The 20,173-nt window shown below is 31.3% G+C and carries 21 protein-coding genes, 1 pseudogene and 1 riboswitch; of the genes and pseudogenes, 17 read left to right on the top strand and 5 right to left on the bottom strand.

The window, feature by feature from the left end; genetic code table 11:
* Positions 1 to 118: 118 nt before the first annotated feature.
* From VIM70_RS13865 to VIM70_RS13850, 4 genes and pseudogenes are all read right to left on the bottom strand, one after another.
* Positions 119 to 880, bottom strand: a complete 762-nt coding sequence (locus tag VIM70_RS13865) for a polysaccharide deacetylase family protein (protein WP_331946357.1) — start codon at positions 878 to 880, stop codon at positions 119 to 121.
* Positions 881 to 1,059: 179 nt separating this feature from the next.
* A complete protein-coding gene (locus VIM70_RS13860; protein WP_331946356.1) occupies positions 1,060 to 1,260 on the bottom strand; it encodes a DUF1657 domain-containing protein in 201 nt (66 codons plus the stop codon).
* 140 nt (positions 1,261 to 1,400) lie between these two features.
* Positions 1,401 to 1,754, bottom strand: coding sequence for a stage V sporulation protein AE (gene spoVAE, locus VIM70_RS13855; protein ID WP_331946355.1), 354 nt, complete (start codon positions 1,752 to 1,754; stop codon positions 1,401 to 1,403).
* Between the two features lie 20 nt (positions 1,755 to 1,774).
* A pseudogene (locus VIM70_RS13850) lies at positions 1,775 to 2,338 on the bottom strand (stage V sporulation protein AD); the annotation flags it as partial.
* 90 nt (positions 2,339 to 2,428) lie between these two features.
* Between VIM70_RS13850 and VIM70_RS13845 the strand changes: the two are divergent.
* The 3 genes from VIM70_RS13845 (at position 2,429) to VIM70_RS13835 (ending at position 4,101) form a co-directional block, all read left to right on the top strand.
* Positions 2,429 to 3,136, top strand: a complete 708-nt coding sequence (locus VIM70_RS13845; RefSeq protein ID WP_331946354.1) for a DUF421 domain-containing protein — start codon at positions 2,429 to 2,431, stop codon at positions 3,134 to 3,136.
* A gap of 17 nt (positions 3,137 to 3,153) precedes the next feature.
* Complete coding sequence (locus VIM70_RS13840) at positions 3,154 to 3,519, top strand: DUF4363 family protein (RefSeq protein ID WP_331946353.1); 366 nt, start codon at positions 3,154 to 3,156, stop codon at positions 3,517 to 3,519.
* Between the two features lie 138 nt (positions 3,520 to 3,657).
* Positions 3,658 to 4,101 carry a cell wall hydrolase gene (locus tag VIM70_RS13835; protein ID WP_331946352.1) on the top strand — a complete coding sequence of 148 codons (444 nt, stop codon included), beginning with the start codon at positions 3,658 to 3,660 and terminating at the stop codon, positions 4,099 to 4,101.
* Between the two features lie 184 nt (positions 4,102 to 4,285).
* Here the strand turns inward: VIM70_RS13835 and VIM70_RS13830 are convergent, their stop codons facing one another.
* On the bottom strand, positions 4,286 to 5,149 hold the full coding sequence (locus VIM70_RS13830; RefSeq protein WP_331946351.1) for a cation diffusion facilitator family transporter: 864 nt from the start codon (positions 5,147 to 5,149) through the stop codon (positions 4,286 to 4,288).
* A 231-nt stretch (positions 5,150 to 5,380) separates the two neighbouring features.
* Positions 5,381 to 5,549, top strand: a riboswitch (M-box (ykoK) riboswitch).
* Positions 5,550 to 5,659: 110 nt separating this feature from the next.
* On the opposite strand from VIM70_RS13830, the gene VIM70_RS13825 reads away from it, so the two are divergent.
* From VIM70_RS13825 to VIM70_RS13760, 14 genes are all read left to right on the top strand, one after another.
* Positions 5,660 to 6,886 (top strand): magnesium transporter, encoded by a 1,227-nt coding sequence (locus tag VIM70_RS13825; protein WP_331946350.1) that lies wholly within the window; start codon positions 5,660 to 5,662, stop codon positions 6,884 to 6,886.
* A 16-nt stretch (positions 6,887 to 6,902) separates the two neighbouring features.
* Positions 6,903 to 8,192: an Nramp family divalent metal transporter gene (locus VIM70_RS13820; protein WP_331946349.1), complete on the top strand. Its 1,290-nt coding sequence runs from the start codon at positions 6,903 to 6,905 to the stop codon at positions 8,190 to 8,192.
* A 239-nt stretch (positions 8,193 to 8,431) separates the two neighbouring features.
* Entirely contained in the window at positions 8,432 to 9,628 is a 1,197-nt protein-coding gene (locus VIM70_RS13815) for a DUF445 domain-containing protein (RefSeq protein ID WP_331946348.1), read from the top strand.
* 2 nt (positions 9,629 to 9,630) lie between these two features.
* Positions 9,631 to 11,010, top strand: a complete 1,380-nt coding sequence (locus VIM70_RS13810; RefSeq protein WP_331946347.1) for a DUF445 domain-containing protein — start codon at positions 9,631 to 9,633, stop codon at positions 11,008 to 11,010.
* Between the two features lie 29 nt (positions 11,011 to 11,039).
* Positions 11,040 to 11,375 carry a YnfA family protein gene (locus tag VIM70_RS13805; protein ID WP_331946346.1) on the top strand — a complete coding sequence of 112 codons (336 nt, stop codon included), beginning with the start codon at positions 11,040 to 11,042 and terminating at the stop codon, positions 11,373 to 11,375.
* A 2-nt stretch (positions 11,376 to 11,377) separates the two neighbouring features.
* Entirely contained in the window at positions 11,378 to 11,551 is a 174-nt protein-coding gene (locus VIM70_RS13800; protein WP_331946345.1) for a hypothetical protein, read from the top strand.
* A 460-nt stretch (positions 11,552 to 12,011) separates the two neighbouring features.
* A complete protein-coding gene (locus VIM70_RS13795) occupies positions 12,012 to 12,791 on the top strand; it encodes an IclR family transcriptional regulator (protein WP_331946382.1) in 780 nt (259 codons plus the stop codon).
* 350 nt (positions 12,792 to 13,141) lie between these two features.
* On the top strand, positions 13,142 to 14,179 hold the full coding sequence (locus tag VIM70_RS13790) for a hypothetical protein (RefSeq protein WP_331946344.1): 1,038 nt from the start codon (positions 13,142 to 13,144) through the stop codon (positions 14,177 to 14,179).
* Between the two features lie 692 nt (positions 14,180 to 14,871).
* The gene (locus VIM70_RS13785) at positions 14,872 to 16,182 is read left to right on the top strand and encodes an MFS transporter (RefSeq protein ID WP_331946343.1); all 1,311 of its coding nucleotides are present in this window, start codon (positions 14,872 to 14,874) and stop codon (positions 16,180 to 16,182) included.
* Positions 16,183 to 16,194: 12 nt separating this feature from the next.
* Positions 16,195 to 17,112 carry a dihydrodipicolinate synthase family protein gene (locus tag VIM70_RS13780; protein WP_331946342.1) on the top strand — a complete coding sequence of 306 codons (918 nt, stop codon included), beginning with the start codon at positions 16,195 to 16,197 and terminating at the stop codon, positions 17,110 to 17,112.
* 162 nt (positions 17,113 to 17,274) lie between these two features.
* Positions 17,275 to 18,279: a dihydroxyacetone kinase subunit DhaK gene (locus tag VIM70_RS13775; RefSeq protein ID WP_331946341.1), complete on the top strand. Its 1,005-nt coding sequence runs from the start codon at positions 17,275 to 17,277 to the stop codon at positions 18,277 to 18,279.
* Positions 18,279 to 18,914, top strand: coding sequence for a dihydroxyacetone kinase subunit DhaL (dhaL, locus tag VIM70_RS13770; RefSeq protein WP_331946340.1), 636 nt, complete (start codon positions 18,279 to 18,281; stop codon positions 18,912 to 18,914). The genes VIM70_RS13775 and dhaL overlap by 1 nt, the downstream gene beginning before the upstream one ends.
* Positions 18,915 to 18,939: 25 nt before the next feature.
* Positions 18,940 to 19,401: a ribose 5-phosphate isomerase B gene (rpiB, locus tag VIM70_RS13765; RefSeq protein ID WP_331946339.1), complete on the top strand. Its 462-nt coding sequence runs from the start codon at positions 18,940 to 18,942 to the stop codon at positions 19,399 to 19,401.
* Positions 19,401 to 20,171, top strand: a complete 771-nt coding sequence (locus tag VIM70_RS13760; RefSeq protein WP_331946338.1) for a triose-phosphate isomerase — start codon at positions 19,401 to 19,403, stop codon at positions 20,169 to 20,171. The genes rpiB and VIM70_RS13760 overlap by 1 nt, the downstream gene beginning before the upstream one ends.
* Positions 20,172 to 20,173: the final 2 nt, after the last annotated feature.

The following is a 20,173-nucleotide window of genomic DNA, read 5'->3' as shown; positions in this document are numbered from 1 at the left end:
ACTACTCAATTTTAAGTACTATTATTAAACTCATGAATTAAAACAAAAAAGGTTAATTGCAAAATCTGCAATTAGCCTTTCACATTTTGTAAATATAAAAACGGGGAGACTTTAAGGTTCATTTTTTTATTGGATAATAAAGTTCTGGTGTATTTTTAGATATGGTTTTAAATTCATAACCTTTTTCTTTATAATATTTAATTATATTAGGTAATGCTTTGCAAGTGTTTTTATGCATATAATCACAATGTAGAAGCAATATAATGGAGGTTAGTTCTTCATTAACTTTAGTAGCATCTTTATATAATCGATTTGGGGATGTATTTGGATTTATTCCATCTAAAGTTACCACATTCCAATCATATATTTTGAAATTATAACTATGCAATTTAGTTAAGTAAGTATTAGTCAGGCGTTTACTGCTTCCTCCAGGAAATCTAATTACAGTAGGAGAAATTCCAGTTAATTTATTTATTTCATTTTGACACTCTAACATTTCCTTTATAAAAATATCTCTACTGGAATAGATTCGTTTAAATTTATGGGTATAGGTATGCAAGCCAAAACTATGTCCATCATCATGAATTCTTTTTATCATATTTTCAAAGCCCTTAATTTGATTCCCAATAATAAAAAAGGTTGCTTTAACATCATTTTCTTTTAAGATGTCTAAGACCTTATCTGTTAATATACTGGGACCATCATCAAAAGTTAAATAAATTACTTTTTCTCCCAGATAAATATCCTTTATAGATGAATTAAGATTTTTATTTGGTAGAGTAGAATTTTGTAGTACAATACCCATTACAGTTTGTTTATAGGCTAAAATAATAAAGAAAGTGGTTATAAAGTATAAAAAAAATTTAAATTTATTTTTCAATTTTTTACCCTCCCATATCTATAAAGTATGACTACTATTTTATTATGGGTTTTTTATTGGATTATATACAGTATAATTTATTGTATAATTGCATATAAAAACCCAGTATAATAAAAACATATACTGGGTTTTTAAAAAAACTGAGATAATTTATTGTTTGGTAAATATTTTAATTTATATTACTTATATTGAGGTTCCTGTTTTTGAATATATTTCTGTCTTCCTTTTAAAATGTCCATTGCAGAATCAAGTTGTACTGAGATTTGTTCAAATTCAGTTTTTGATTTTTGATCCTCTGTTTCTAGAGAAAAAGTTTTCATTGTAGCAGACGCGCTTTGAATTCCAGCAATTGCTTGTTGCATTTGAGTTCCTACAGTCATAGTTTTCACCTCCCTTCAAATATATAAAACGACAGTTTATAAGGAAAGACTAACAGCTCTGCAGGGGATGATTTAATAGCTCTGAAAGAGATGATTTAACAGCTCTGAAAGAGATGATTTAACAACTCTGAAAGAGATACTTAACCTTTAGGTTTAAATATTAATGCACCAATAAACCCAAAGATTATCGCGGCAGAAATGCCCGAACTTGCAACCTTGAAAATGCCAGTAAATAGGCCTATAAATCCTGTTTCATGCGCATCAATTAGGGCCCCTTCTACAAGAGCATTTCCAAAACTGCTTATAGGTACAAATGCACCTGCACCTGCAATTTTAACCAAAGGATCATATAAACCTAGACCTCCTAAAATTGCTCCGATAACAACTAATGTACAGGTAGTATGTGCGGGAGTGATCTTCAAAATATCCATTATAAGTTGCCCAATAACACAAATTAGACCACCTATTACAAATGCAAAAATAAATTTTTCCATAATAAACTTACACCTCTTTTTTACATTTCTATAGAAACTGCATGAGCAATGCAAGGTATGCTTTCCTTTTGTTGATAAGATATGGGGGACATTAAAGCACCAGTTGCAATAATTAATATTCTCTTCAATTCCCCACGTCGCATACGGTTAAGAAAATGCCCATAAGTTACAGTAGCAGAACAACCACAACCACTACCTCCAGAAAAAACTGGTTGATCCTTTTTATATATTAAAAGTCCACAGTCTGTAAATTTATCTGATGGCATTTCTATGCCATGACTTTTCAATAAGCTAATAGCGATTTCATGTCCTACCTTGCCTAAATCACCAGTAGCAATAAGGTCATAATATGAGGCATCAATATTTAAATCTCTGAAATGCGCTTCAATAGTATCTACGGCTGCTGGTGCCATAGCTGCTCCCATGTTAAATGGATCTGAAATTCCCATATCTACTATTCTTCCTATTGTGGCAGAAATAATTTTAGGGCCAATTCCTTCTGTACCAACTACAACAGCTCCAGCCCCTGTTACTGTCCATTGAGCAGTAGGAGGTTTTTGTCCTCCATACTCTGTAGGATATCTTGAAATTTATAATTTTCACATAAATTTGTAGTGGTTATAACATATAAATAACGAATTTGGATAAAATAGCATTGATAGGAGATGGTAATAGTGAATGAAGGTCTAATGGTATTAGTGAGAGGAATAATTGGATTTTTTACCTTATTAATATTTACTCGTATTCTAGGAAAGCAGCAGGTTAGTCAGTTAACTTTTTTCGATTATGTAGTTGGTATAACTATAGGCTCAACAGCATCATCTTTAACTACGGATTTAACTAGTAGAGCATGGCCACATTGGGTAGGATTAATTACATGGGCTGTATTATGTTTTATTCTGCAATTAATTACCCTTAAATCAAAGACTGCTGAAAAATTCTTAGATGGGGAACCCACAATTGTTATTACAGATGGAAAGATACTTGAGGAATCTATGAAAAAATTTCGTTATACAATAGGAGATCTTCTAGCGCAGTTAAGAGATAAAGACATTTTTGACTTGGCGGATGTAGCTTATGCAGTACTAGAGAAGGATGGTAAATTGTCCATTTTGAAAAAGCCTGAATGTGAGCCAGTAACGCCGAAGGATTTAAATATTAAAACATCAGTTGCTAGTATTGATGTTGAAATAATCTATGACGGATCTATAGTGCAAGAAAATTTAGTTAACATTAATAGAAATGAAAGATGGATAATGAATAACTTAAAAAAGAGAGGTATTAATGATGCTTCTGAGGTCTTTTTAGCAATATATAATGCAAAAAGTGGCTTACATATAGATCTTTATAAAGATCATATAAAACAAAACAAAAAAATATAAAGGAGTAATTTAAACTTATGAAAAAATTTTTAACATATGCTATACCAATAGTTACATTAACTGCCTTTATATTATTAATGTTAGGTGGCAATTATTTTAAAAGACCTCTGAACCCTTCAGAAAATGTAGTTGCTTATGCAAAGCTTTCTATAGAACATGCAAAAGTTGAAAAATGGGATATGCTCCAGCAAGATGTCGCTAATATTGATTTAGCATGGAAAAAGATTATGCCCCGTATTCAATTTAGCGTTGAGCGAGATGAAATGTATAATATAAGTTTAAACGTTGCTAGGCTTAAAGGGTCGATAGCTGGCGAGGATAAAGCAAGTGCACTCATAGAATTAAATGAAATTATTGAAAATTGGGATGAACTAACAAGATAGTTAAAAGCAATTAACCTAACTAAAACAAATATTTAAATGATTTATCAGATTTACAACAAAACAGACCTAGTAATGCTAACATATCTTCACATCATGAATATAATAATACTGTAAAGTGATTTAAGGAGATGAATATTTATGGCTTATAGCGTTAGAGAGTTATTAGCTAGACTAATAAAGTGTGAAGCTGGTGGAGAAGGCGAAAACGGAATGAAAGCTGTTGCTTCTGTAATTATGAACAGAGTAAACGTAGCAGCTGGTGAGTATCTTAGGACAGGTGAAGGCGATATAAGAAAAATTATATTTCAAGCAGGACAATTTGATTGTGCAACTTCTGTACTTGCTGGCGTGGCTAATCCACAAACCATTTGGGCAAGTCCACCAGAGCAGATACATTATGATATTGCTGACTGGGCGATAGCTGGCAATAGATTATATACAACAGGTGAATCTTTATGGTATTTTAATCCTTTTCTACCAGGTTGTCCATATGAATTCCCGTTTAATGGTAGTGGTTCCTTTCAAGTTAGTGTTGTTAGTCATTGCTTTTACAATCCCACAGCACGCTATTATACAACCTGATTAAAAATCATTAAATATCGAGTGTAACATAATTACAAAACAATTTTACATTAGGAGATTATAGATAGTGTTATTAGTTTTTAACTAATAACACCATCCTTGTATATTTTAATCAATTTTTATTGAAAAAAATTATTTAATAAAAATATAAAAGAAGCTTCTAATGCAATAAAGTATTCAAATATTACTTAATAGAGATTTCTGGCTCTAAATGAATCATTACATAGGACTCGCCAGGGAAAATATTTTTTATTTCATCTTCAATTTTATCCGAGAGTATATGGGCATCAACTAGTGTGGCGTTTTCTCCAACATGGACTTGTACATCTATTTCTCGTGTGGAGCCACTTTTCCTAGTTCTTAAGCTATGATATCTAGTGATCTCTAAATGAGAGTCAAGAATACTTAATATCTTTGAAATATCATCATCTGGGAGCTTACAATCAACTAAGTCATTTAAAGACTTTTTGATTAAGCCTATAGATGTCTTAACTATTAGTACTGCGACAAGTATAGCAGTAATTGGATCAATAATTGGTATTTTTGTTATTTTCAATAATACAAGCCCAATAAGCACTCCGATGGAGGTATATACATCGGTTAGAAGATGCATAGCATCTGCCTCTAGAGCAATCGAATCTGTCTTCTTGGCTGTTTTTAATAGTATCATTGAAATAAAGAAGTTAACTACAGCAGCTAAAAGCATAACCAATATACCAGCACCTACATTCTCCACAGTTCCGCCTTCAAATATTCTTTTTACGGCTTGATAGACTATTATAGCGGCAGCAAGTAAAATCAATAAAGCTTCAACGAAACCAGATACATTTTCATATTTACCATGTCCAAAGGGGTGACCATTATCCTCAGCTTTCGAGGCTATCTTAATGGAGAAAAAAGCAATAATGCTTGCCAAAAGATCTATAGAAGAATGGATTGCTTCAGAAATAACACTAACTGAGCCCATTAAAATTCCAACTATAACTTTAAAAAATATTAACGCAGTATTTGAAAAGATAGATAATGCTGCGGCTTTTTGCTTGTTCATTTTTATTCATTCCTTTCAAAATTTTATTAATTGATAATAATCAATATTACTATTATAATGCAATTGTTGTTTAAAACCAACACTTTTAATGATAATATTTGGTAAAAATAATTATCAATTGATAATGAAATTTACTTAGAATTATTCTTAATAGAATATATAACCATTGACAATATTGGATATGACGCATAGTATGATGATGTAAGAAAAATATTATTTTAAATTATAATTTAATATTCTTGTTAGGTGAGGTTACTGTATAAGACACACGCTACTGCCCAGAAATGTCGAGAGACGCCAATGGGTCAGCAGGTATTACCGGATTAAGGTTTTACTTAATGTAGCTGAGTATCAAATCTCTAAGCTGTACAGTGCTAAAACTCAACGAGTGGAGATGAGCTGTTTTTTTAGCGCTTTTATTTATTATGCACTTTAATCTCTTCACTTCGTTGTGGAGAGATTTTTTTATTGAAATTGGGCATAAATAGTATAGAAATGGAGGGATATAATATGAAAAACAACTTTTATTTAAGTAGAATTTTAGGAAATAAAGTTTATACATCTGATTTGAAAGTTATTGGAAAATTAATTGATCTTGGTGTTATAAATGAATTAAAAAGCCCTCATGTCACTATTGCAAAAGTAAAAACTAATAATGGAATTAAAGACTACAATTTCAAACATTTTTCAATTACAAAACAAAAGGGACAATATATTTTAGTCTGTAACAAAATTGAAGAATATACTTCAACCAATATATTGTTTTTAAGAAAGAATATTTTAGATCAACAGATTATAGATGTTAATGGGAGAAAAGTAGTTCGTGTAAATGATATTTCACTATCATATTTAGAAAAAGGAGCTTATGTAGTTGCTGTTGACATTGGCATAGATGGTCTTCTAAGAAGAATTGGAATAGCTAAACCACTTAAGATATTGGGTCTTAAGGTTTCTGCTAAGCTTATGTTATGGAATGATGTAGAGGCTGTTGTAACTTCTAATGAAAATATTGTTTTATCGAAAACCTATGATTCTCTATCTATTCTTCACCCCTCTGACTTAGCTGATATTATTGAAGATTTTGATGCGAAAACTGGTCTTACTATTTTTTCATCACTAGACAATGCAACTGCTGCAGATGTTTTAGAACAAATGGAAGAAGATGCACAAGTTAGTTTCATTGAAAGTCTATCCGCAGATAAAGCTGCAGATGTCTTAGAAGAAATGCCTGCGGATGAAGCTGCAGATATTCTTGATGGTATGGATGAAGAAAAAGTGGAAGAACTACTTAATAGCATGGAAAAAGAAGCTTCAGACGAAATTAGAGAATTGTTAGGATATGATCCTAAAGCAGTTGGTAGTCTTATGAGCACGGATTTTGTATCTTTTAAAAACAATGAAACTATAAATGGTGCAATTGAAAGTCTAAGGAAGCTAAAACCTGAAGAAGATGAATTATTCAGCCTTTATGTAGTGGATGAAAATGATAAATTAATAGGAACACTTTCCCTAAGGGATCTAATCATTTCTGAGCCAACTAGCAAAATAGGTGATATTATGAAGAAAAAATTCAAATCAATGTTTGATACAGATAGTATCAATGATTTGATAAAAAATGTTTCGAAATACAATCTTGTAGCTATTCCTGTTACAGATAATGAAATGAAGTTACTGGGCAATGTTATAATAAATGATATTATTTATGAATTACTTAAAAACAAGAGAAAGATTAGTTAAATAAGGAGGATTTAGAATGAATGAAAAAACGAATTCAAATAAAAAGCCTTGGATGGTTGGTCTCATGGTGTTTCTATCAGTGGTAGGTCCTGGCTTAATAACTGGAAGCGTAGATAATGATGCCGGTGGTATTTCAGCTTACTCTGTAGCCGGAGCTCACTATGGATACCTTTTGCTTTGGACATTGATTCCCTGCTTCATTGCATTACTCGTAGTACAAGAAATGAATGCAAGAATGGGTATTGTAACTCAAAAGGGCTTAGCTGATTTAATTAGAGAAAATTTTGGTGTAAAGATAACTTTCTTTATATTTCTAGGACTATTAGTAGCAGATATAGGTAATACAGCCACTGAATTTGCGGGTATTGCAGGAAGTTTGCAAGTATTTGATCTTTCAAAATATATTACAGTTCCAATTGCAGTAGTTTTAGTATGGCTACTTGTTGTAAAAGGAACCTATAGGTCTGTTGAAAAGATTTTCTTAGTGTTTAGTGTATTTTTACTTTCCTATGTATTTTCTGCCATTCTTGCTCATCCAGATTGGCATCAGATTGGAACTTCGTTAATTAATCCTATACCATCATTCAACGGTGCTAATGGAGAAGGCATAGATGCTGCTTGGATTAGTACTGTAATTGGGTTAATCGGTACTACTATTGCTCCTTGGATGCAATTTTATATGCAGTCCTCTGTAATAGAAAAAGGTATTAAAATCTCTGAGTATAAATATGAACTTATGGATGTTATCCTTGGATGTACCGTAACGGTGGTTGTAGCTTTCTTTATTATTGTAGCTTGCGCTGCAACTTTAAATAAACAGGGTATTACTATAAATGAAGCTAAAGACGCGGCAATGGCATTAAAACCCTTAGCTGGAGATTTAGCTTCAAGTATCTTTGCCTTCGGTCTCTTGGTAGCTTCAGTATTCTCGGCAACAATTCTTCCATTGGCAACTGCATTTTACATTTGCGAAGCCTTTGGGTTTGAAGCCGGTATTGATAAAACAATGAAGGAAGCCCCAGAATTTTACGGACTATTTACAGCAATAATAATTATAGGTGCCGCAATTATTCTCATTCCAGGTGCACCATTACTTCAGATTTCTCTTGGATCACAAGTAATTAATGGAATGCTTCTACCGGTGGTTTTAATCTGTATGATGTTAATGGTAAACAAAAAAGACCTTATGGGTATATATATAAACAATAAATTCAAAAACTGGGTTGGTTGGATTACTATAGTTATTTTAATAGCATTAACTATGGTGTTGTTATTCCAGGCTCTAATTAAAATATTAGGTTTTTAAGCAAACCGCCCACCGCAATTTAAATCACGTTTTATAATAATAAATACCAACATTGTAGAGAAGGCTAAAGTTATATTGAAAAAAGGTGTTTGTTGATTTACAATGAATGTTGAAGCCATCACTCTTAAATATTATTCCTATGGGTTTTGGTAGAGGTTAACACAAGAATACAAATTGAAAGTATAAATAGGAACAACCGTGATAAAAAAAAATCATGTAAGGAAAGTAGGTTTATTAAAGTGAATCGTCATAAGGCAACATTAATTTTAATATTAGCTTCTAGCATTTATGTAGTTAGTTATCCGTTTCATAATACTTTCTTAGGGGGACTTGTGTATAGTGGAAGTTGCGCTTCTATGATTGGCGGTTTTGCTGATTGGTGGGGTATTAACAAATTACTAAAGAGGACTATCCCTAAAAATAAACAGAAAATTTTTGATGGTCTTTCTAATATGGTAAGTGAGGAGTTATTGACTAAGGAAATCTTTAAGAAATTACTTGGAAAATACGATACTTCAAAACTTCTTATTAAACTAGTAAAAAATAATAGTGAAATTGAAAATATAAAGACGGCAATTAGATTAATGATTGAAGAAAATTTAAATAAAATAAACAACAATGAGCTTAAAAAAAATATTTCTGATTTAATAATAAGTAATTTGAAAATAATTGATTTGCATAAATTAATTATTAAACTTATAGAAATTTGTTTAATAACTGAGTATGAGGATAAAGTTTATAATTTTATCCTAGATGAATTAATATTGTTTTCTCAAACTGATGATTTCAAAAATATACTTATTAATTTTATTGATAAGTCACGTTCATCTTATGAGGGTAGTAGTAAAAGGAAAAAAATAATTGATGGATTTAAGGGTAGTAATAATAATTTAGCAATTGAGACTCAAAAGAAAATCGAGAAATTTCTAAGTAGTGTGAAAAATTGTGATAATAAAAATAGGTTAATACTAAAGCAGTGGACTTATGATAAACTGAATGAACTTAAAAATGATAATGATTTTAAATTTAAAGTTGAGAAGTGGAAAATTGAGTTGTTTAAAAACATTAAGATTGAGGAATGCATTAATATGATAGTTGAAACTGCAATTAATAAAATAGTTAAAAATGAGACATTATGTGATAATATTTTTCTTATTATAAAAAATTGGATGAATGATTTAGATGGAGATTTTGTTGCCCAGAGAAAAGTGGATGTGTTTCTTAAAAATATAATATATAAACTAATTGATGATGAACATAAAAATGTCGGCAAAATTGTTAAAGAAAATCTTAGTAAATACACAGATACTATGCTAGTTGAACTAATAGAGTTAAATGTTGGAAATGACTTACAGTTGATACGTATTAATGGTTCTCTTGTAGGTGGTATAGTTGGTATTATAATATTTATTATCAAGTATAGTATAGGAGTATAGTGATGAGGAATAAAAGAATAGCGGATTTATCAGTTGTTATCTTAATAATATTAATTATTATAATCACTCTCACAAAAATGAATTTCGGGAATAATGAATGGCTTGAAGTGTTGAGTTTTATTATTGAAGCAGCACTAGTCGGCTCTATTGCGGATTGGTTCGCTATAACTGCATTATTTGAAGAACCATTTTTGGTAAGGAAAATACCAATAATTGCATCGCACACTGCTATAATATCTAAGAACAGAGAGAGTATAGTAAATGCTGTAGCTTATGTAGTTCAAAATGAGTTGTTAAGTGAAAAGGTATTGAGAGGTAAAATTGAAGAGATTAATATAATTGATGCTTTAATTGACTTTATTGATTTGAATATAAACACCAGAAGTGAATTATATGAAGTACTAATAGATTATTTCATAGAAAGGATAGAGAGTGTAGATACCTTAAAATTTGCTGAATTTTTGGAGACTAAATTAAAACAAAAAATCGAATTAATAGATATATCAGTTTATATAAATAAAGGTATTTCATATGGTATACAAAGTGAGGAATTTAAACGAACATTTAATATAATTATAAAAAGCATAATTGAATATGTAAATCGCGATAGTACAAAGAAAATATTAGAAAAATTTGTAGATGATATTATAAAAAAAGAAGCTAATAGTCTTGTCATGGAAAAGATTATTAGTATTTTAAAATCAGTAAATGCAATTAATACTTCTGATATTACAATATCACTTTTAGAACAAATCAATAAACTTCTTTTAAGTTTAAAAAATGAAAATGATTTGTTACGTTGTAAAATAATTGAAAACATTACACAGTTATTTGAAAAAGTGCATACAGATAATGAGGTTAGAAGTGATATTGAAAATTGGAAGATAAAGATACTTAAAGAAATTTCAATACAGGATGATTTAAATGTCATAATTAAAGATTTCATAAAAATCATTACTGAAAAAGAAGTTTTTTTATGCAATACTACTTTGGAGGAATGTAATAAAGTTGAAAGAAAAACACTTAGCAAAGAAGATATTATATCGGTTGTTACATTGATAAAAATTCAGTTAAAAAAATATTGGAATGAGTTTAAAACCAACAACGTTAACAAAAAAAATATAGATCAGTTTATTAAGAGATCTGTTTTTAAAATTATAGAATCAAAGTATGATCATCTAGGGCATATAGTTAAACAAGTATTAAATAATATGGATGACAAATCTTTAAATAATTTTATAAAACAGAAGGCTGGAAATGATCTTCATGGAATTCGTATAAATGGTTGTATAGTAGGTGCATTATTTGGTGGGACCGTTTTTGCTGTAACTCATTTAATTTATAATTTAATATTACCCAATATATTCAATCTTAAATTTTAAAACTTATTTGAAGGGAAAAAGATAATTTTATGGAAATACTTAAATCAATATTTTATTTTGTATTAGCAGGAATATTTGAAATAGGTGGAGGATATCTTGTATGGCAATGGTTAAGAGATGGTAAAAGCATTTTGTACGGGTTAGCTGGAGCTATGTGTTTAATTGTTTATGGAGTAGTACCAACACTACAACCACCAAGTGCTAATTTTGGACGGGTATATGCAACATATGGTGGAATATTTATCGTTCTATCACTTTTATGGGGATGGAAAATAGATAATGTTCTTCCAGATAAGTTTGACTTAATCGGAGGAGCTATTTCGCTTATTGGGGTTTTAATAATTATGTATTATCCAAGAGGATAGAGGTGTGCATTAATGGCATCATCTGGGAAAAACCTGAGGATGAAGAAAATTATATTAAATACAAAGAAGTAATTTATAAAGTTATGAAAGAATTTAATAAAGAAAATTTACCAATCTTGTATAATATGAATTTTGGTCATACAGAACCTAAAATTTGTCTTCCATATGGCGCCTAGCTGAAATTGATTATGAAAAAAATACATTTTCAATTATTGAATCAGCAGTTATATAATTATGTGGGTAGGGGATAAATTTTAACATATAAATAATACTAATAAATTAATTTTAAAATAAATTAATTAGCTAAATATAAATGTACACACACACACACACACAGATTATTACGGATAGGGAGTACTACGGGGTTACAAGACATACCAAATTCAGTATAGATGTATATGTTGAAGTATAGGTACTAATATTTAGTAGCTGAAATCTATTTTAATACAAATTTTGCGTATATATAAATAATAAATCTGAATTAATTGCTTACCACTTATTTTAAAATGGTTGAGCTATATTGTAAATTAATTGAAAATAATGAAATTATTATTGACAAGTTAAATATAAAATGATAGAATCAATTAAAGGCATATACGAATTAGGTTCGCATATACATAATAAGGAGGGCTCTCTATTTTAAAAATAAACAAATCAGCATCTAGGACTATTGATTTACTAAATTTAATTTCAATTAGCCCAAAAGCATTAACTCAACTAGAAATTAGTCAGGATTTGGATATGCCTAAAAGTAGTACTTATGAATTAGTATATACATTAATGGAAAAAGGAATATTGGAGTTTGATAATAAGGACTTAAGAACTTTTCGATTGGGCATTAAAATATTTGAAATGGGAATGACTGTTTTAGACAAGGTTGATTTTCATAAAATAGCTCGATCTTTTTTAGAGGAACTTAGTGTTAAAACTGGTGAGAGAATATTTATGGCAGTAGAGGATAAGGGATCAATTATATATATAGATAGAATTGAAACCCATACTACACTTGCGAATACTGCAGGAATAGGTATGAGAGGACCAATGAATTGTAGTGGGTTAGGGAAAGCCTTATTAGCTACATATTCAATTGAACGAGTAAAAGAAGTTTGGAAAATGCGAGATAATAAAACTAATTATACAAACAATACGATTCGTAAATATAATGATTTAATTAAGGACCTTCAGCTTACTCGTGAACGTGGATATGCTATTGATAACCGTGAAAGAGAAGATGATATATTTTGTGTAGCAGCACCTATTTATGATCTTACAGACAAAGCCGTATGCGCGATTAGTATATCATCAATCTATTTAAAAATGGATAAGGAAAGGACCGAAATGTTTGGAAAAATGATAAGAGATACTGCATTAGATATTTCCAAAATATTGGGATATCGAAGAAATGAAATATATTAATACAATTACTTAATTATGATATGATTAAAAGTACTCATATCATAATTAGATTAAGATTTTTATCACAAACTTCGAACTGGGTTTACATATGCGAATCGGTATTTAGCGAATAGTTAAAAAAATTAAATTTAAATAATAATATAAAGTTTTCTATTAATTCTTTTTTAACATAAGGCTAAATTGTAATAAGGTGTTAAATAAAAGGGCTATAACTAAAATGTAAACGTTATCTACAGCCCACATGTTTAAATCCAGAGGCAAAAAATAAGGATATAAATCTATAATAAGTTCATTCTTAAGTAATGGACATTTCACTGCCATTCAAATCTTTATCGTAAGGAGAATGTAATATGAAAATTGAAAAGAAAATTTTAGGAAAAGTAAATAAATGTTATGCCACGAGCAGTACTGTAATAGATTTAGATAGAAAGATTCTTTTAGCAACAGAGGGTAAGGGCCCCTGTTATATGTACTCTGGACCTAATTTTGAACAATCGACAGTATGGGATGGACCTGGTGGAACGATGGCTATAGTAGCTATACCGGGTAAAAACGGTGATTTTTTAGCTATTCAGAACTTTTTCCCGATTTACCAATCTGAGAATGCTGAAATTGTATGGGCTCAGCCACAAAAGGGTGGCAAGTGGAATGTTAAAACGATATTGGGATTACCATATGTACATCGTTTTAGCATATTAACAGCAGGTGGAGTGAACTATTTTATTGGAGCAACACTTTGTACTACAAAACAGTTTGAGGATGATTGGTCAGATCCAGGTAAAATTTACATTGGAATCATTCCGGATGATTTATCTAAGCCTATTAAGTTAAAGGTTATAAAAGAAGGCCTTACAAAAAATCATGGTTTCTGTAAGACTGTTTGGAATGAAAAAATGTCTATTATGGTAACTTGTGAGGAAGGAGTTTTTGTTATTACACCACCACAGATACAGGATGGCGAGTGGAAAATTGAAACGGTATTAGAGAAATCTGTAAGTGATATTGCAGTAATAGACATTGATGGAGATGGTGAGGATGAACTGGTTACAATTGAACCCTTTCATGGTGGGGATTTTGTTATAAACAAAAAGATAGGAGGCCAATATAAAGTTGTATATAAATATCCCAAGGAAATGGACTTTGGACATGTAGTTTGGGGCGGTAAACTTAGGGGAATTCCAACAATCATTGGAGGATATCGTAGTTTGGGAAAGGAATTGTTTTATGTTCAATGTGTAAGTACCAATCCTCTGAAATTTAAAACTGAAATTATAGAAGCCGGGACAGGACCAAGTAATATAGATGTGTTAAACGGCAAAGATCGAGATATTATAATTGCATCAAACCATGGGATTGATGAAGCAGCACTATATTTTGTAACAAATTAAGTTAGGTTTAATTAAGATTGCCAATAGTATTAATGATAATTATTATGAATAATTACGGCATGTAACTTTACGAGAAGTCTATGAGAAGTGAACTTACTTGGCATGAGAAAATAATTGGTATAAAGAAAGTGGGTGTTTATATTGTTAAATGATAATCTGGATGATCCATAAAATCAATTGAAGAACAATGTTTCTTTTATTTTAGTTATTTACGTTTAAAATAATTTTAGTTTAGCAAGTTAATATAGTAAGTATTATTTTATGAAAAGGATATTTTTTTATGCACAATTGCGAATTGAGTTCATATATGCGAATCAAGTTATCGACTAGGGATTAATTATAAATATGAATACTAATCTAGAAACAAGTTAAGTTATCTGCATTTAGGATTGCCAATGATATTAATGGATATATGAAGTGAATTTACTTGGTATGAAAAAATCATTGGTAAAAAGAAAGTTGGTGTTTATTTTGTAAATGAAATCTGGATAATCTACAAAATCAATTGAAGAACAATATTTTATTATTTTAGTTATTTATGTTTAGAGTAATTTTAGTTTAGCAAGTCAATATAGTAAGTTTTATTATATGAAAATGATACTTCTTTTATTATATTTAAAAGTGAATTAAATTCATATATGTAAACACTGTCGTTTATTAGTTAATTATAATTATATTAAGGGGGATTAATTGTGAATACTAATCTAGAATCGAGTATACCAGTTTCGACTAAACCTAAAGGTAACGTAAGATGGAAGATATCTATATGGTTGCTTATAGGTGGCATCATCAACTATCTTGATCGTTCTAATCTTTCAATAGCAGCTCCTGCAATGATGAAGGAATTGCATTTGACAAACGCTGATATTGGATTATTGGGTACAGTATTTTCTTGGACATATGCATTTATGCAGTTGCCTTCTGGATGGTTAGTAGATCGTATTGGGTCCAAAAAAATGTATGTTATCGCTATAACGTGGTGGAGTTTTGCGACAGCAGCGACAGGTCTTTGTAATAATTTATCAACACTTTTGGTTGGTCGTGCAGTACTAGGCATTGGTGAAGCACCTTGTATGCCTACATCAGCTAAAGTCACTTCGTATTGGTTCCCTAAAAAGGAAAGAGGGTTAGCATCTGGGGTTTGGGATTCAGCATCCAAGGTTGGACCAGCGATAGCAGCACCCATACTTGTTACTATATTGTTATTAAGTGGCTGGAGATCACTGTTTTTCATAACTGGTGCAATTGGACTTGTCTTCGCCTTGGTTTTCGCTAAATTTTATAAGACTCCAAATAAATCTAAGTCACTTTCTACAGAAGAATTTGAGTATATAAAAGCCGGTGGTGCAGGTGAAGAAAAGAGTAATGTGAAAAGTACAGTTAAATGGAAAGAACTATTTAAGTATCGCAGTGTTTGGGGTATGATTTTAGGTTTCTTTTGTATAATATGGATATTTAATATCTTTATAGTTTTTACGCCTCTATATCTTGTTAAGACACAGCATATTACGTTTAGTCAGTTAGGAATCTGGGCTAGTATTCCATGGATAGGAGGAATATTTGGAGACTTAATCGGTGGATATATTTCTACAAGACTTGTAGAAAAAAAATCTATGGATCCTATGGTGGCTAAACGTGCAGTTATAAGTGTTGCAGCTGTGATTGCAGGTGCGGTTACAATATGTATCCCGTTTGCAACTAACATTAAAATGACAGTATTGCTTATGGCAGCTGCAATCGGTTGTATAGCTTGTATAACAGGTAATGCCTGGGCTTTAGCTGGTGATGTTGCTCCTGAAGAATTAGTTGCTTCGGTGGGTTCTATTCAAAATTTTGGTGGTTACTTTGGTGGAGCCTTATCACCTTTTATAGTGGGATTAATTGCTGATTCTACCGGATCATTTACACTGGCGTTTGTAAGCGGTGGAATTGTTGCTGCTGGGGCTGCTATATGTTATTGGTTTATTGTAAGAGAACCAATAACTGTAAATCAAAATAATTAGGAGGAATTGGCAATGAAAAAAGAACAGATATTCAAGGGAATCATTCCTCCAATGCCAACGATTTTTACAGAAGAGGGAAAGTTGGATATTGGTGGAATGGGACGATTGATTGATCATGTTATACAAGGAGGAGTTCACGGTCTGTTTTTTCTTGGAAGTGGAGGAGAATTTAGTAATATGACCGAAACATTAAGAAAAGAGGTTGCTAAATTTTGTGTTAAATACACAGCTGGTCGAGTACCCGTATTAATTGGCATTGGAGCACCAGGCACAGATGAAACAATTATGTATGGGAAACATGCTCAATCCATAGGCGCTGACGGAGTTGTAGTAATCAATCCTTATTATGGATCAATAGGCGAAGAAAATCTATATAATCATTATAAACAAATATCTAAAGAATTAGATTTACCCATTCTCGTGTACAATTATCCAGGGGTGAGTGGTCAAAACTTTCCTGTTCATATATTAAAGAGAGTGGCATTGGAATGCCCTAACATTATTGGTTTAAAGGATACTGTTGATACAATGAACCATATTAGATCCGTTATTTTGGAAATTAAATCAGTTCGCCCAGATTTTCTGGTATTTTCAGGCTTTGATGAATATTTATTAAGCACATTGATTATGGGTGGTGATGGTAGCGTACCTGCAAGTGCTGTTTTTGCCCCACATTTAACTGTAGGTATATATGAAGCTTTTCTGAAAAAGGATTATGAAAGTGCTTTTAAGCTTCAAAGGCTTTTATCCTATGTTCCAGAGGAAATTTATCCATTAGAATCTCCTTTTTATGCCGTGATAAAAGAGAGTGCTCGTATGGTGGGTGTAGACATTTCTACTCACGTGTTAGCACCTGCTGCAGCCTTATCAAAAGAAAAGAAAGAATTATTAAAAGTATCTTTAAAAAAATTGCTGCTATTAAATAAATGAGAAAATAGTTAAAAATATATTTAGTATGTACCTAATAGGGTAGGATTTTGAAATGGCTACCCTATAGGATACATTATTAGAAAATAGAATTAAACTATATAAATTTTGATTAATTTATTAGAGAGCAAATACGTTAGAAATGATCATAAGGAGTGAATAATCATGAAAAAAATAATTAATCAGGGTTCTAATGTTGTTGAAGAAATGATGGAGGGTTATTTAACTGCATACTCAAGGTTTTATACCAAAATACCTAATATAAATGCTTTTACCTTTAATGAAAGAAGAAAAAATAAGGTGTCGTTAGTAGTTGGTGGTGGCACTGGGCATGAACCACTTTTTAGTGGATTTGTAGGCAGAGGATTAGCAGATGCGGTGGTCTGTGGAAATATTTTTACATCACCAAACCCCCAGATAATTTATGAAACGGCAAAAGAAGTAGATGAAGGAAAAGGTATTATATTTATTTATGGAAACTATGCGGGAGATAATTTAAACTTTGATATGGGAGAAGAATTTTGTGAAGAGGATAATATTAAAGTAGCACACGTAAGAGTATGGGATGATTGTGCTTCTGCACCTAAAGAAAAAATAGAGGATAGGCGTGGAATTGCAGGTGATGTATTCGTAATTAAAGTTGCTGGTGCGGCATGTGACGAGGGGTTAGAACTTGACGAAGTAGTTAGAATAACTGAAAAGGCAAGGGATAATATAAATACTATAGGCTTGGCAACATCAGCAGGATCTATTCCCGGTCTAGATAAACCAACATTCGAGTTAGGAGAAAATGAAATAGAATATGGAATGGGAATTCACGGCGAGCAGGGAATAAAAAGAACAACAATGAAATCCGCTGATGAATTGGTCAATACAATGTATGACACTATAAAAAAAGATATGCAACTATCGTCTAAAGATGAGATTTGTATACTTGTAAATGGACTTGGATCCACAACACTATTAGAACTTAATATTGTTTACAGAAGATTATCTCAGTTACTAAAACAGGATAATATTAAAACATTTGATAGCGAAATTAAGAATTATTGTACTTGTCAAGAAATGGGTGGCTTTTCTATTACAATTTTAAGACTGGATGATGAAATTAAGAAATATTACTGCAAACCTTGCTTCTCGCCATATTATGCAAAGGAGGAAATTAAATAATGAGATCTATTGATATTAATCAAACAAGGGCAATGATAATTTACGTTGCAGACACAATTATAGAAAACAAACCATTATTAACGGAAATAGATAGTAAAATTGGCGATGGAGATCATGGTATAGGAATGGAATGTGGTTTTGAAAAAGTTAAATCAAAATTAAATGAAATGGAATCATTCCAGAATATCAATCTAATTTTTAAAACTGTAGGCAGAACAATGATTACTTCAATGGGTGGAGCTTCTGGCATAATTTTTGGGACAATGTTCGAGGGTGGGGCCAAGACCATAGATAGTAAAGAAGTCTTGGATTGTCAATCATTAACTGAACTCATGAGGGGTTCATTAACCTCAGTCAAAAAAAGAGGCAAAGCAGAGGTTGGCGATAAAACAATGATAGATGCTTTTGAGCCGGCTGTTATTGCTATGGAAAATGTTAAGAATGATGATTTGGTGACATTACTTACTAATGCTGAAGAAGCTGCAAAAAAAGGTATGGAAGATACAAAAAAATATGTTGCAAAATTTGGAAGAGCCAAGTCACTACTTGAAAGAAGCATCGGATTTCAAGATGCGGGTGCAACTTCAGTTTGGATAATTTTTAGAGCAATGAAGGAATATGTTTCAAAACTATAATAAATTTGATTGGAGTTAACAAAAAATGGGCAATAAAATTATGATTGGTTGTGACAATGCAGGCTTTTATTTTAAGGAACAAGTTAAACAGATTATTGAAGAACAGGGTTATGAAGTATGCGATGTTGGCGTAAATAGTGAAGATGATAAAGCCTTTTATCCATATATAGCTAAAAAGGTTGCAGAAAAGATACAAGGTGATTTGAAAAATTCGAGGGGTATATTGATATGTGGAACAGGAATAGGTATGGCAATTACGGCAAATAAATTTAAAAATATTCGTGCAGCAGTAGGACATGATATCTATTCAGTAGATAGGTCAAGCCTTAGCAATGACTGTAATGTCTTATGTTTTGGTGCAAGGGTTATTGGTATAGAGGTTGCTAAACAACATATTAAGGAATGGCTCAAATTGGATGGAGTTGTTAAAGCTTCACAAGACAAAGTGGACGCCATATGTGAAATTGAAGGGATGAATTTTAAATAATGAAAACATCTAAGCTGTTTTTAGGGACAAATCTAAAAATGTATAAAAATATTAAAGATACTGTTTTTTATCTTAATGAGTTGACAGCTAAGACAAAAGATATAAGTCGAAAAGAATTTGAATTGTTTGTAATTCCGTCTTTTACTTCTTTAAGTGAAGCTAGTAAGATAGTGAATAAGGATTTAATTAAGCTTGGTGCCCAGAATATGTCATGGGTAGAACAAGGGCAATTTACTGGAGAAATATCTCCCCTCATGCTTCAAGAATTAGATATAGACATAATACAAATAGGACATTCAGAGCGTCGACATGTGTTTGGAGAAGACGATACCTCCGAAAACAAAAAAGTTATTTGTGCATTGAATCACAATTTTACAGTTTTATTATGCGTAGGTGAAACTTTAGAACAGAAAAACTACAATGTAAGCAATGAAGTTTTACGTATGCAGTTAAAGATTGATTTTGCTGACGTACCTAAAGACTGTATTGACAAAATACGTGTCGCTTACGAACCAGTATGGGCAATAGGTGTAAATGGGATACCTGCTTCTACTGAATATGCAGCAGAGAAACATGGTGTAATAAAAGATACGTTACTAGAAATTTTCGGTGAAGCTGGAAACCAAATACCCGTTTTATATGGGGGTAGCGTAAATATAGATAATGCATTTGATTTGATAGCCCAGCCGACAATTGACGGTCTTTTTATTGGAAGATATGCTTGGGAAGCTGATCAATTTGAAAAATTGATCAGAGGGATAGCGAAATAGAT

This window comes from Clostridium sp., assembly GCF_036569345.1.
Taxonomy (GTDB): Bacteria; Bacillota; Clostridia; order Clostridiales; family Clostridiaceae; genus Clostridium_AD.
The sequence above is the reverse complement of the archived record's forward strand: the minus strand, read 5'-3'. Positions and strand labels throughout refer to the sequence as shown.

Bases quoted from the DNA above. Each gene is read 5' to 3' on its own strand.
- VIM70_RS13825 (WP_331946350.1), top strand. From the start codon at position 5,660: ATGAAAAACAACTTTTATTTAAGTAGAATTTTAGGAAATAAAGTTTAT.
- VIM70_RS13790 (WP_331946344.1), top strand. From the start codon at position 13,142: ATGAAAATTGAAAAGAAAATTTTAGGAAAAGTAAATAAATGTTATGCC.
- VIM70_RS13780 (WP_331946342.1), top strand. From the start codon at position 16,195: ATGAAAAAAGAACAGATATTCAAGGGAATCATTCCTCCAATGCCAACG.
- VIM70_RS13775 (WP_331946341.1), top strand. From the start codon at position 17,275: ATGAAAAAAATAATTAATCAGGGTTCTAATGTTGTTGAAGAAATGATG.
- dhaL (WP_331946340.1), top strand. From the start codon at position 18,279: ATGAGATCTATTGATATTAATCAAACAAGGGCAATGATAATTTACGTT.
- VIM70_RS13860 (WP_331946356.1), bottom strand. From the start codon at position 1,260: ATGACTGTAGGAACTCAAATGCAACAAGCAATTGCTGGAATTCAAAGC.
- VIM70_RS13835 (WP_331946352.1), top strand. From the start codon at position 3,658: ATGGCTTATAGCGTTAGAGAGTTATTAGCTAGACTAATAAAGTGTGAA.
- spoVAE (WP_331946355.1), bottom strand. From the start codon at position 1,754: ATGGAAAAATTTATTTTTGCATTTGTAATAGGTGGTCTAATTTGTGTT.
- VIM70_RS13840 (WP_331946353.1), top strand. From the start codon at position 3,154: ATGAAAAAATTTTTAACATATGCTATACCAATAGTTACATTAACTGCC.
- VIM70_RS13760 (WP_331946338.1), top strand. From the start codon at position 19,401: ATGAAAACATCTAAGCTGTTTTTAGGGACAAATCTAAAAATGTATAAA.
- rpiB (WP_331946339.1), top strand. From the start codon at position 18,940: ATGGGCAATAAAATTATGATTGGTTGTGACAATGCAGGCTTTTATTTT.
- VIM70_RS13830 (WP_331946351.1), bottom strand. From the start codon at position 5,149: ATGAACAAGCAAAAAGCCGCAGCATTATCTATCTTTTCAAATACTGCG.
- VIM70_RS13820 (WP_331946349.1), top strand. From the start codon at position 6,903: ATGAATGAAAAAACGAATTCAAATAAAAAGCCTTGGATGGTTGGTCTC.
- VIM70_RS13805 (WP_331946346.1), top strand. From the start codon at position 11,040: ATGGAAATACTTAAATCAATATTTTATTTTGTATTAGCAGGAATATTT.
- VIM70_RS13810 (WP_331946347.1), top strand. From the start codon at position 9,631: ATGAGGAATAAAAGAATAGCGGATTTATCAGTTGTTATCTTAATAATA.